This is a genomic window from Pigmentiphaga litoralis (assembly GCF_014651835.1).
GTDB classification, from domain to species: Bacteria; Pseudomonadota; Gammaproteobacteria; order Burkholderiales; family Burkholderiaceae_B; genus Pigmentiphaga; species Pigmentiphaga litoralis.
In genome coordinates, this window is sequence record NZ_BMXQ01000001.1 from 1,242,144 (window position 1) to 1,254,771 (window position 12,628).

The window sequence follows — 12,628 nt, forward strand, 5'->3', positions numbered from 1 at the left end:
CCTGTTGCCACCAAGGATGAGCAGCGACGCGCAACGGTGTCTCGGCACGGCGTCAGCCCCACAGCCGACGCTTACAAAAGGTGCAAGAGGCTTACTTGCGCCGCCGTTCGCGCACGCGCGAGACTAAAGGTCGAATTCGTGGAGAGCAGCATGGCGCGTGACATCAAGATCGAACCGTATGACGGCCCGGCGGGCGGATGGGGATCCGCCCGGTCGGTAACGGAAATCCTGACCCGGGAACACGCGCTGACGTCGGGGCCCGCCGTGCTGCGCGTGCAGAACAAGCCGGGCGGCGTGGCCTGTGTGAGCTGCGCCTGGGCCAAGCCGTCCGAGCCGCACCTGTTCGAATTCTGCGAAAACGGCGCCAAGGCGACTGCCTGGGAAAACACGTCCTTGCGGGCCACGCCCGAATTCTTTGCCAAGCACACCGTGACCGAGCTGCTGGGATGGCGTGACTACGATCTGGAACAGACCGGCCGCCTGACTGCCCCCATGCGCTGGGACCCGGCCACCGACACGTATAAGGAAGTGAGCTGGGAATCCGCCTTCGAAGAGATCGGGCGTGAGCTGAAGGCCCTGAAAGCCGAGGACGTCGATTCGGTGGTGTTCTATGCATCGGGCCGCGCATCGAACGAAAGCTCGTACATGTATCAGTTGCTGGCTCGCCAGTTTGGCAACAACAACCTGCCTGACAGCTCCAACATGTGCCACGAGAGCACGTCCGTCGCCCTGCCCGAGACGATCGGCATGCCGGTCGGCACCGTCTGGCTCGAAGACTACAAACACACTGACTGCATCCTGTTCTTCGGTCAGAACGTGGGCAGCAACAGCCCCCGCATGCTGCACGACCTGCAGCACTGCAGCCAGCGCGGCGTGCCCATCATCACCTTCAATCCCCTGAAGGAACGTGGGCTGGAACGCTTCATCAACCCGCAGGCGCCGACCGAGATGCTGACCAACAGCGCGACGCGGATCAGTTCGCAATACCTGCAGGTCAAGACCGGTGGCGACATCGCCGCGATCATGGGCGTGTGCAAGGCGCTGATCGAGGCCGACGATGGCGCGGTGGCGACGGGCGCGCCTCGCTGGATCGATGTGGACTTCATCGCGACCCATACCCATGGCTTCGACGAATTTGCCGATTCGGCACGCGCCGCGTCATGGGGCACCATCGAAGCCCACAGCGGACTGGCTCGCGCCGACCTGGAAACCGTGGCTGCGACCTACGCCCGGTCCAAGGCCGCCATGGGCATCTACGGCATGGGGCTGACGCAGCACCGGGCAGGCGTCGACAACGTCAAGATGCTGGTCAACCTGTTGCTTCTGCGAGGGAACATCGGCAAGAAAGGCGCGGGCATCTGCCCGGTACGGGGCCATTCCAATGTGCAGGGGCAACGCACGGTCGGCATCACCGAAAAGCCCGAACTGTTCCCGCTCGACAAACTGGCCGAGCTCTATCACTTCGAGCCGCCGCGTCACAAGGGGCTGAACACGATCGAGACGTGCGAAGGGGTGCTGGATGGCAGCGTCAAGGCCTTTGTTGGCCTGGGCGGCAACTTTGTGCGCGCGGTGCCCGAGACGGTTGCCATGGAAGCGGCCTGGGCCAACCTGCGGCTGACGGTGCAGGTGGCCACCAAACTCAATCGCAGCCACCTGGTGCACGGCAGGATCAGCTACGTGCTGCCCTGCCTGGGCCGGACCGAAGAAGACGTGCAATTGAGCGGCGTCCAGGCCGTGACGACCGAAGACAGCACCACGTTCATTCATGCGTCCTACGGGCGCGCCACCCCGGCCAGTCCCACCCTGAAGTCCGAGCCCGCGATCATTGCCGGTATTGCGTTGGCGGCGCTGGACCACACCACCGTGCCGTGGGCGGATTGGGCTGGCGACTATCGCCTGGTGCGCGGTGCGATCGAGGCGACCCTGCCCGAGCAGTTCCACGACTACGAGGAACGCATGCGCACCCCGGGCGGATTTCCGCGCCCCAATACGGCACGCGAACGCAAGTGGAACACCAAAACGGGCCGCGCCAACTTTACGGTGCCCGCCAGCTTCAAGGCCGACGCCGACGTCGACGTGCATGCACCGGACGTCCTGCAGTTGATGACCCTGCGCAGCAACGACCAGTTCAACACCACGGTGTATGGCTACGACGACCGCTTCCGCGGGGTCGATGGGACCCGCCACGTACTGTTCATGAACCGGGCGGACATCTCGCGCCTGGGGTATGCCGATGGCGAGACCGTCAATGTGACGACGGCCATCGAGCCGGAAAAGCCCCGCAGGGTAGCTGGCTTGCGTATCGTGGCCTATGACATCCCCCAGGGATGCGTGGCCGGCTACTACCCGGAATGCAATCCGCTCATTCCGCTATCGCATTACGCCGAAGAGAGCTTTGTGCCGGCCGCCAAGGCCATCCCGGTCAGGTTGGGGCGGTGAAGCGCCAGCGCACCGCTACACTGCCGCCTTCGACACGGAGGCGGACATGATCAAACACATTGCGATGTGGAAGCTGCGCCTGGCCGACGGCCAGGACAAGGATGCGGCCTTTGCCCTCATCCAGGCCGCGCTGGCCGCGCAGGTGGGCCGCATTCCCGGCCTGCTCGAATCCGAAGCCGGGCTGAACTTCAAGGTGTCATCCAAGGCCATGGACGTGGCCGTCTACACCGTCTTTACCGACAAGGCTGCGCTGGAGGCGTACCACCAGCACCCGGTCCATCAGGAAACCCGATTCAAGGTGGACCGGTTTCTGGAACAGGGGTGCATGGTGGATTACGAGGTGTAGACGCGGTCCGGAGCAAGAACCAGCGGGCATCGCGTACCTGCGGGGAGCAGGAACCCCCGGCAGGGATGGCGCCCGCCAGGGGGGTCACTCTGCCTGGATGTTCGCGTCTCGCATGACCTTCGTCCACTGGGGGATTTCTGCCTGGATCCGCTGCGACAGTTCTTCGGGCGTGCTGGGGGACACTTCCACGCCCACGGCGTAGAACTTGTCGTGCGTGGCCTTCTCTTTCAGAATCGCCGTGACTTCCCGGTTGAGCTTGTCGATGATGGGCCGCGGCACGCCGGCCGGGGTGACAAGGCCGAACCAGACCGTCAGTTCAAACCCCGGCAGGGTTTCGGCCACGGTGGGCAGGTTGGGCATCGCCTCGGTCCGCTTCAGGCTGGTGGACGCCAGTGCGCGCAGTTTGCCGGTCGCAACGTTGGGCAGCGACGAGCTGCCGCCTTCGAACATCATGTCCACTTGACCAGCCATGAGGTCGGTCGACGCTGGCGCGCTGCCTTTGTACGGAATGTGCAGGATGTCGACCTTGGCCATGTCCTTGAACATTTCCGCCACCAGGTGTTGCGAGCTGCCCTGCCCCAGGGACGCAAACGTCAGTTTGCCGGGCTTGGCCTTGGCCAGGCTGATCAGCTCGGGCACGGTCGTGGCCGGCACATTGCTGTTCACCACCAGGTAGAACGGTGTGTTGAACAGCATGCTGACGGGCGCAAAGTCCTTGACCGCGTCGTAGGGCAGTTTTTTCTTGGCGATCGGATTGAACACCAGCGCCGTCTGGGTGCCGATGAACAGGGTGTAGCCGTCGGGCGCGGCCCGGGCGGCGGCTTCGGCGGCAATCGCCTGGTTGGCGCCGGCCCGGTTCTCGACCACGACCGGCTGGTTCAGGCGCTTGCCCAGTTCCAGCGCCAGGTAGCGCGCGAAGGTGTCGCCCAGACCACCCGGGGTGTGCGGTGAAATGATCCGCATCATCCGGTTGGGATAATCGCCGACGCCTTGCGCATGGCTGGCCTGCCAGGGCGCGGCAGCACAGGCCAGGGCCACGGCCAGCGCAGTGCCGAGCATCAGATGGCGGCGCAGCGCCGATGCCGTTGCGGGCGCGCCCTCAGCGTAGGTGCGGACGGGGAGCGTCTTCTGTCGAAAGCCGGTTGCGGTCATGCCTGGTGTCTCCTCCAGTGTGTCGATGGGCGGCGCCGGTCGGCCGGCGCTCTGTGCCAAATGGATGCGGTAGCGAATGTCCGCCTTATTGCTCGAAGTGGTAGCGGCCTTCATCGTCGCGGGTAATGGACCGGGTGGCTCCGATATCCTCCAGCCAGCGGACGACCTCGCGGCCATCCTGCGTGCCAGTCGCCGACATCAGCTCGTTGAAGCTTTTGGGGCCATCTTCCAGCGCCGCCAACCATGAGTCGAAACGCGGGCCGTCGAAGACCGGTGGCGCGGGCACCCGGTGTTCCATCGACCGTTTGGCGCCCGGCTTCAGAATGGGCAGCGTCAGATCGAAACCGGCCTTGGCGCCCTGGTGCGATCCGGCCAGCGACGGATCGAGCGGCATGGCCCGCAGGCCGGTCACGACGACCAGGTCGCGGTCCGCCTGAAAGCGCGTGGCCAGCGCCCAATCCATTTGTGCGTCAGAAAAGATGTCGATGTCAGGGTCGACGACGAACACGTGCTTGACGTTGGCCAGCGACGAGAACACGGCGGTAATCGCGTTGCGCGCTTCGCCCGGGACGCGCTGTCGCATGGCGACACGCACGTTGAACATGCCGCCCGTGGCCGGGTTGGCGTACACGCCGTCGACCTGGCGCACGGCGGTCTCCAGCGCGCGCCACACCATGACTTCGGTGCGCAAGGCCGACAGCTGCGCCGTGTCGGTGGTCGCCATGCTGGGGCCGCTGATGGTCGCGGTCTGGAATACGGCATCGCGCCGATGCGTGATCGCGGTGACGTGGAACAGCGGATTGCGCTTGACGCCGCCGTAATAGCCCAGGAATTCGCCGTACGGACCTTCGGGTTCCGTATGGCCGTGCTCGTGCAGATAGCCTTCAATGATGAATTCGGCGTCGGCCGGCACCATCAGGTCATTGGTCACGCATTTGACCACCGGCAGTGGCGCGTCGCGCAGGCTGGCGATCAGGGCCAGCTCGTCGGTCGGAATGCGCATGGTCGCCGCCACGTGGTCGATCGGATGCGAGCCCACGGCAAAGGCAATCGGCAGGCGTTCCCCCCGGGCCGCGTGCGCCAGATAGATCGCGCGCAGGTCGGACGGCGCAACGACGTCCACACCGGCCACGCGGCGGCCGCGCAGCATCAGGCGCCGGATGCCGACGTTGGTCCAGCCGGTTTCCGGGTCACGCACGAAGTCGATCGACGCCGAAATGTACGGCGCGCCGTCCATGCCGTGCTGCAAATGGACCGGCAAAGTGGTCAGGTCGCACTCGTCGCCTGTCAGAACCACCTGCTGCACGGGCGCCACGTCGCTGGCGACTTCCACGACTTCACCCTTGCGGCGCAGCCGGGCCATGATCTCCGGCAGCAGACCGTCCGGCGTGGTGCCAAAGGCCTGGGCAATACGATTGCGGCCGGCGACCACGCTGCCGCACAGGCTGGTTGACTCGCCACCGGGCGCGTCGAACCAGACGGCACGCGGATTGCCTTCCAGGATGGCGGCGATCTCGGTCAACGGGGTCGCGTCGGTGCGGCGCTCCAGTTCATCGTCGCCGAGGCTTTCCAGGAAATGTTTGAGTCGGAAGCGCTCCATGTCGAGCGCGGTGGATGCGGCAGGCGCAGCCGGGTGGTGGGCATCGGTCAAACCAGTCTCCTGAATCGGCGGATCGGCGTCTGGCGGGCCATGTGGGTGGCGCCGACGCGGTCTCTTTGTGGTGAGCCATTAAAGAGCAAGCCCGCGCCGGAAATAAGCAAAAGTTTTCGATGAGGTGATCGCAGAAAACGAACAATGTGTCACCACAGTCTTTGACGCAATGCAGCAGACCAGGCTATAACCATCCCATTGGATGGTTAATGGATGTTTACAGGATGCTTTCTGCTCTCCTTTGCAAACTTCTCAAAGCTGTTCCGCATTCCAGGAGTTCGTTCCGATGACCGACGCACCCGTCCCGGCAGTACCGCCGGGCAGCCGACCGAAAGGCGGCGAAACCGAAAAGATCACGATCAATCTGGGCCCGGTCGACCTGGGCCAGATCGATCTGCTTGTGCAGGAAGGTTTTTATGCCAACCGGACCGATCTGATCCGCACGGCGATCCGCAACCAGCTGGCGCTGCACACCAAGGTCGTTCACGACACGGTGGTGCGGCGCGAGCTGGTGCTCGGCATGCAGCACTTTTCCCGGGCCGACCTGGAAGCCGTCCGGGCGCGGGGCGAGACGCTGAGCATCCAGGTCCTGGGCCTGGCCAGCATTGCGAACGACGTCACGCCGGAACTGGCGCTGGCCACCATTGAATCCCTTTCCGTGCTGGGCGCCTTTCACGCCAGCGCTGCCGTCAAAACCGCATTGGCCGCCCGTACCCACTGAGGCCGCCACAGGAGCACGCATGAATATGAACGACGATTTCTTGAAGTCCATGCAGGACGCCGCCCGACTGCTGCAGACCGCCGGCCCGCAGGAAGCCACCGCGGCGATCCAGCGCGCATTGGGGGCCATGCAGGGCCAGCCCGGCGCAGGGTTCGACGCCGCATCGTTCGGGCAAGGATCGGCCGCGACTGCCGGCGCCACGGCGCTGGGCGCCGCCGTCGCCGCCAAAGTCGCCGAAGCCACCCGCGCGGCCACGGCCGGGTTTGCAGCGCAGGCTGCCGGCGGATCGCCCCTGGCTGGCGCCGGGGCGTCTCCCTTCGCCGGGGCCACGGCGTCTCCTTTTACCGGCGCCACGGCGTCTCCCTTCGCCGGCGCCACGGCGTCCCCCTTTGCCGGGACGTCCCCACGCCAGGCGTCCGCGGCATCCGCTACCGTTGAAGACTGCGGCCACACCGTTCGTCGCGCCTTTACCGGCCCGGCCGGGTCCCGGGACTACCTGCTCTACATCCCGAGCGGCTATGCCGACACGCCCTTGCCGCTTGTCGTCATGCTGCACGGCTGCACCCAGGACGGCGTCGATTTTGCCGCTGGCACCGGCATGAACCGCCTGGCCGAACCCAATGTGTGCCTGGTCGCCTATCCGATCCAGCGCCAGAGCGACAACATGTCGAAATGCTGGAACTGGTTCCGCCCGGGTGACCAGCTGCGTGGCGGCGGCGAACCTGCCCTGCTCGCCGGCCTGACCGAAGACATTCTTGCCAACTACAAGGTGGACCGTAGCCGGGTGTACGTCGCGGGCCTGTCGGCCGGCGGCGCCATGGCCGCCATCCTGGGCCACGCCTATCCCGATCTGTACGCCGCAGTGGGCGTGCACTCGGGCCTGGACGTAGGCGCCGCGCGCGATGTGCCCTCGGCCCTGGCGGCCATGAAAAGCGGCCAGGCGCCCAGCCGCAACACCGTGACGGCCAAATCCAAAGGCCCTGTCCTGCCGACCATCGTCTTCCAGGGCGACGCCGACACCACCGTGCATCCGCAGCACGCCGAGCACATCGTCCGCCGCATCAGCGGTCCGGCGTCCGCCAAGGCTGCGGCGGATCGAGGCGAAGCGGCAGGCGGCAGGTCATACAGCAAGAAGGTGATTGCCGGCGAAGACGGCCGGGCCGATGTCGAGCATTGGACCATCCACGGCGCCGGGCATGCCTGGGCCGGCGGCGATCGCGCGGGCAGCTACACCGACCCCATGGGGCCGGATGCCAGCCGCGAAATGCTCCGCTTCTTCCTGGCGCATCCCAAGTCGGTGTAATCGACTCGACACGCCCGGCCTTTATTTTTTTGGAACGACGTTCCATAATAATGAAAACCGGGCGAGCCATCCTGCGCGTCCGGGCGCAGAACAGGCTGGGCAAGACGCATGAAAACCATTGAACGCAGTGACGAACGCATTCTGTCCTCGGATATTTTCGAGGGCCAACGCACGGATCGGCCCAGGGACACCGGCCTTTACCAGGAAGCCGCCCGTGAGATCCCGATCCATCATCGCTGCGACGTGCTGGTGGTGGGCGGCGGGCCGGCCGGCACCGCTGCGGCCATTGCAGCGGCCCGGGAAGGCGCCGAAGTCACGCTGCTCGAGCGCTATAACCACCTGGGCGGCCTGTCCACCGGCGGCCTGGTGATCTGGATCGACCGGATGACGGACTGGGAAGGCAAGCCCACCATCCGCGGCCTTGCCGAAGAGTTGCTCCACCGCCTGCCCCCTGGCGCCGTGGCCGGTCCGGCCGCCGACGAATGGGGCTCGCGCGATCCGCAGCGCGCCGCCTACTGGGCGCAGCGCACCGCCGCGTACCACGGCGTCGTGACGTGGTCGCCCACCATCGACCCGGAACGCCTGAAGCTTCTGTCGCAAGAGATGGTGCTGGAGCACGGCGTGCGCCTGGTGTTCCACGCCTGGGGGGCGACCCCCATCGTGGAAGACGGCGCGACGCGGGGCGCGATCTTCGAGAGCAAGGAAGGCCGCATGGCCATCCGTGCCAAGGTCGTGATCGACTGCACCGGTGACGGCGACATGTTCGCGCGCGCCGGCACCGAATTCGAAACCGACATCGAAGCCAACGACGTCCACCATTGCATGAACACCTCATGGATGTTTGGCGGTGTGGATATGGCGCGCTGGATCGACTTCCGGGTCGGACAGCCCGAGCAGTACACCGAATTCATGGCGCAGGGCCGCAAGGCGGTCGGCCTGTTCGAACGGCCTTTCGTGTCCTGGCGCAATGACGTGGCACTGTTCATGGGACCACGCCAGTCGGGATTTTCCGGACTGGTCGTGGAAGACCTGACCGATGTGGAAGTGCGCTCGCACCGGCTGATGGCGGGCCATCTCGACTTCTTCCGGCAGCACGCGCCCGGCTTCGAAAACGCGTTCCTGATGCTCAGCGCCCCGCAGATCGGCGTGCGGCACACACGTCGCCTCGTCGGCACGGGCCGCATCGTGCGGGAACAGTGGTCGTCGGGCACGGCCCTGCCGGATGAGGTCGGCGTGACGCCCGCCGTCTCGCCCAAATTTCCCAATATCTCCATCCCGTACGGCGCCCTGGTGCCCAAGCAGCTGGACGGCCTGCTAGCCGCCGGCCGCCACATCTCGTGCGACCCGAACTCGCACGGCTTCATGCGCGAGATCCCGCAATGCTGGGTGACGGGCCAGGCCGCCGGCACCGCGGCGGCCCTGGCGGTGTCGCAGAACGTCGAGCCGCGCGCGGTCGACATCGGCAGCCTGCAGGCTGCCCTGTTGCGTCAACACGTGCTGGTGCGGCCCGGGGCAGGCAGTCAGACCGATGCCCGTCCCACCACCGCCACTCAGGCCGCCTGAGCCTTCCACGGAGACACCCGATGACCCGCCCCCTGCGCAGCAACTTTCCGCGCGGCTCTTACCTGTGGGCCGTGCGCAATGCCCAGTGGCAAGCGCTCGGCCTTGATGAGGCCGATTGCGAAAAGCCCAAGATCGCCGTCGTCAACAGTTCGTCCGAACTGGCGTCCTGTTTCAGCCACCTGGACTCCGTGTCCGTCCAGCTCAAGGCCGCGGTCCGCGCCGCCGGCGCCATCCCTTTCGAGATCCGCACCGCCGCGCCGAGCGACTTCATCACCGGCGCGGGTGCGCGCGGCGCCTACATGCTGGGCGCGCGCGACCTGATCACCAATGACATCGAAGTCGCCGTTGAAGGCGCGCAGCTCGACGGCATGATCTGCCTGACTTCGTGCGACAAGACCGTCCCGGGCCAGCTCATGGCTGCGGCCCGTCTGAACATCCCGACGCTGATGGTGCCTTGCGGCTACCAGGCCAGCGGTGCATTCAAAGGCAAGCACGTCGACATCGAAGACGTGTTCGTGGGCGCCATGCACGCCGTGACGGGATCGATGCCCGTGGAAGAACTGATCGGCATGAGCCGCCAGGCCATCCGCAGCCCGGGCGTCTGTTCTGGCCTCGGGACCGCCAATTCCATGCACATGGTGTGCGAAGCCTTGGGCATGGCGCTGCCAGGCAGCACGCCCGTTGCCGCCAACAGCGACAAGATGATGGCCGATGTGCGCGCCGCCGGCGCACGCATCGTGCAGATGGTGCTGGACGACGTGAAGCCGCGCGACATTCTGACGCACGGAGCCTTCCTGAATGCCGTCCGGGTGATCCTGTCGGTCGGCGGCTCGCTCAACACCGTCAAGCACATGCAGGCGGTTGCTGCCGAAGGGCGCACCGGCGTCGATGTCTACGCCCTGTTCGAGCGGCTTGGCAGCACCACGCCCGTGCTGAGCGGCGTGCGGCCGATCGGCGAAGAGACCATCGAAGCGTTCGAAGCCGCGGGCGGCTGCCGCGCGCTCATGAAGCAGCTGGAACCCCTGCTGATGACGGATGTGCTGACGGCTACCGGGACCACGGTTGCCGAGAACCTGGTCGATGCGATCGTGCACGATCCTGACGTCATCCGGCCGATCGACCGGCCAGTGGCTCCGCTGCCCGCCATTATCCTGCTGCGTGGGAACCTGGCGCCGGAATCCGGCCTGATCAAGACCGGCATCGTCGAACGCAAGCAGCGCCGCTACACCGGTCCGGCCATCTGCTTCTGGACCACGGATGACGCCATTGCCGGTATCAAGGACGGCCGCATCCAGCCCGGTTGCGTGGTCGTCATGCGCGGCGCCGGCGTATGCGGCGGCCCGGCCATGGGCGGCGGGGCGTCACGCGTCGTGTTCGCCATCGACGGCGCCGGCTTGGGCGACAAGGTCGCGATCCTGACCGACGGACATCTCTCCGGTCTGGTGTGCAAAGGACTGGTCGTGGCCGAGGTGTCGCCTGAAGCCGCCATGGGCGGGCCCTTGGCCCTGGTCGAGGACGGCGACCCCATCACCATCGATCTGGACACCCGCCGCCTGGACCTGGACGTGTCGGCCGAGGTCATGGCGCAACGGCAGGCACGGTGGAAAAAGCCGGCCCAGCGCGCGCACGGCGGCTGGCTGCAGATCTATCGGGAAAATGTCCGACCCTTGAGTCAGGGCGCGGTGCTGGTGGATACGGGAGAAGCGCCGGGCGCATAGCCGGCGCGGCGCGAAACTCGAGGGGCCCGCTTCACGGCGCGGATCAAGGCGCCCGCATCACGGTGTCCGCCTCAAGCCCCCTGCATCACGGCGCAGGATATTTCTGCGCATTCAGCGCCAGCTTCTTTGCGATGGCCTCGTTCAGATCCACGCCAAGCACCGACGCGATCCGCACTAGGTACATCGCGATGTCGGCCAGTTCCTGACCCACATGTTCGGCGTGGCCAGTCTGCATGATGGCGCGGGATTCCGCCTCGGTGGACCACTGGAAGATCTCGACCAGTTCAGCAGCCTCGACGCTCAGCGCCATGGCCAGGTTCTTGGGCGAATGAAAGCGCTCCCAGTCCCGGGCGGCGGCAAACGCCGCAAGACGGCGTTCCAGCTCGTCGGCATCCAGCAGTCGCGGATTCGAAGCGGAATGCGCGCCCCTGGCCGGGTCTGCTGCAGCACTGTCATGGCCCACACGATCAGGGGATGCCCCCGTCGCCACCGCCTTGCTTTGGTTGCCGTCCCGGTTCATGGACCATCCGGGCTGCGCCACCAGCGCAGCAAGGAACCGACCACGCCCGTCTCGATGGACGCGTCGTCTGCCGCGGGCAGCGCCGGCTCCAGCATCCGTTCAGGCGGCGGCACATCCAGCGTTCCCAGCTCGAGCAGCGTGAAGTAGCCGTTCGGCTTCCAGCCGCGCGTATCGATGTGGAAAACGTTGCCCAGGCGCAGCGGCTCGCGCACGGGGGTATGACCGACGATGACCGCGTGCACGCCTGCGACGCCCTCGGCGTTCTCGGAATGGATGCGGTCGCGCGACCACATGGCCCGGTCCCGAGCCGAACGCCGCTTGATCAGCTTGGCTTCGAGCGACGCCCAATTGCTGGTCGGGCAGTCCGCGTGCAGCAGGCCCACCAGCCCGGCTTGCGTTTCCACTTCGATTGCCAACGGCATGGCAGAAAACGCATCGGCGAACTCTTCCTGACGCGGCTCGGCCATCGCCAGGAACCACGCGCCGCCGTTGGTCGTGTAGTTGCTGACGTCCACCTTCCCGTTGGCCACATGCCGGATCGCGATGTCTTCGTGATTGCCACGCACGGCGTGGAACCAGGGGCGCGCCAGCCAGGCCAGCGACTCTTCCGACTCCGGCCCGCGGTCGACGAGGTCGCCCACGCTGAACAGGCGGTCCACCGCAGGATTGAAATCGACTGCGTCCAACGCAGCCTGCAGTTTCGAGAAATGGCCGTGAATATCCCCGACCGCAAAATCGCGGCCATGCTGATTACGCTGAAAATGTTGCACCAGGGACATCGTTTATCCGTTCACTCTTTCATCGACTCGCACGAACTGCCGCCACACGCATGCGGCGGGCTCAAAGCGACAACGTAGAAGCAAATACCGTGCAAGGTGCGATGTGCTGCAGGCCGCGGCGATTCGCGACCCGATTTCCTCACGCAAGCAGGACACCCCGCAGCACTTCCTCAAAAGGAACACACGCGCGTGACACCCCGACGGTTCAGCCGGGATGCCAAGGCCGTGAAGAAGTTACCGTTGCATGGCCACCCGGCTCCGACAGCCTCCAACAGGATAGCGAAGCCCACCGCCTGCGTGCAGTCATCAGGCCGCCACGGGCCCTGCCATGGCAGATATACAACGCGACAGGTAGCCGCTATCCATTAGCCGCTCTCGGTATGGCCGGCAGCTGAAGGCGTCGTCGCCACCGCAAAAACAAAAACGGCCTGCGTCG

At 65.9% G+C, this 12,628-nt stretch carries 10 protein-coding genes; 6 read left to right on the forward strand and 4 right to left on the reverse strand.

The annotated features are described in order from the left end of the window. Positions 1-150 precede the first annotated feature (150 nt). Positions 151-2,439, forward strand: a complete 2,289-nt coding sequence (locus IE116_RS05505) for an FdhF/YdeP family oxidoreductase (RefSeq protein WP_189610504.1) — start codon at positions 151-153, stop codon at positions 2,437-2,439. A gap of 46 nt (positions 2,440-2,485) precedes the next feature. Continuing rightward, positions 2,486-2,785, forward strand: coding sequence for a Dabb family protein (locus tag IE116_RS05510; RefSeq protein ID WP_189610506.1), 300 nt, complete (start codon positions 2,486-2,488; stop codon positions 2,783-2,785). Positions 2,786-2,869: 84 nt separating this feature from the next. On the opposite strand, the gene IE116_RS05515 is transcribed toward IE116_RS05510, so the two are convergent. Together IE116_RS05515 and IE116_RS05520 are read right to left on the reverse strand one after the other, a co-directional pair. After that, entirely contained in the window at positions 2,870-3,937 is a 1,068-nt protein-coding gene (locus tag IE116_RS05515; protein ID WP_189610508.1) for a Bug family tripartite tricarboxylate transporter substrate binding protein, read from the reverse strand. A gap of 85 nt (positions 3,938-4,022) precedes the next feature. After that, on the reverse strand, positions 4,023-5,588 hold the full coding sequence (locus IE116_RS05520; RefSeq protein WP_229828009.1) for a UbiD family decarboxylase: 1,566 nt from the start codon (positions 5,586-5,588) through the stop codon (positions 4,023-4,025). Between the two features lie 286 nt (positions 5,589-5,874). Here IE116_RS05520 and IE116_RS05525 point away from each other — a divergent pair, with 286 nt between their 5' ends. The 4 genes from IE116_RS05525 (at position 5,875) to ilvD (ending at position 10,893) form a co-directional block, all read left to right on the forward strand. Beyond that, on the forward strand, positions 5,875-6,309 hold the full coding sequence (locus IE116_RS05525) for a ribbon-helix-helix domain-containing protein (protein WP_189610510.1): 435 nt from the start codon (positions 5,875-5,877) through the stop codon (positions 6,307-6,309). A 19-nt stretch (positions 6,310-6,328) separates the two neighbouring features. Further along, a complete protein-coding gene (locus IE116_RS05530) occupies positions 6,329-7,612 on the forward strand; it encodes an extracellular catalytic domain type 1 short-chain-length polyhydroxyalkanoate depolymerase (protein WP_189610512.1) in 1,284 nt (427 codons plus the stop codon). 108 nt (positions 7,613-7,720) lie between these two features. Further along, positions 7,721-9,175, forward strand: a complete 1,455-nt coding sequence (locus IE116_RS05535; protein WP_189610514.1) for an FAD-dependent oxidoreductase — start codon at positions 7,721-7,723, stop codon at positions 9,173-9,175. A 20-nt stretch (positions 9,176-9,195) separates the two neighbouring features. Next, the gene (gene ilvD / locus IE116_RS05540; RefSeq protein ID WP_189610516.1) at positions 9,196-10,893 is read left to right on the forward strand and encodes a dihydroxy-acid dehydratase; all 1,698 of its coding nucleotides are present in this window, start codon (positions 9,196-9,198) and stop codon (positions 10,891-10,893) included. An 85-nt stretch (positions 10,894-10,978) separates the two neighbouring features. Here the strand turns inward: ilvD and IE116_RS05545 are convergent, their stop codons facing one another. Then, positions 10,979-11,293, reverse strand: coding sequence for a nucleotide pyrophosphohydrolase (locus tag IE116_RS05545; protein ID WP_229828383.1), 315 nt, complete (start codon positions 11,291-11,293; stop codon positions 10,979-10,981). A gap of 116 nt (positions 11,294-11,409) precedes the next feature. Next, positions 11,410-12,192: a metallophosphoesterase gene (locus IE116_RS05550; RefSeq protein ID WP_189610520.1), complete on the reverse strand. Its 783-nt coding sequence runs from the start codon at positions 12,190-12,192 to the stop codon at positions 11,410-11,412. Positions 12,193-12,628: the final 436 nt, after the last annotated feature.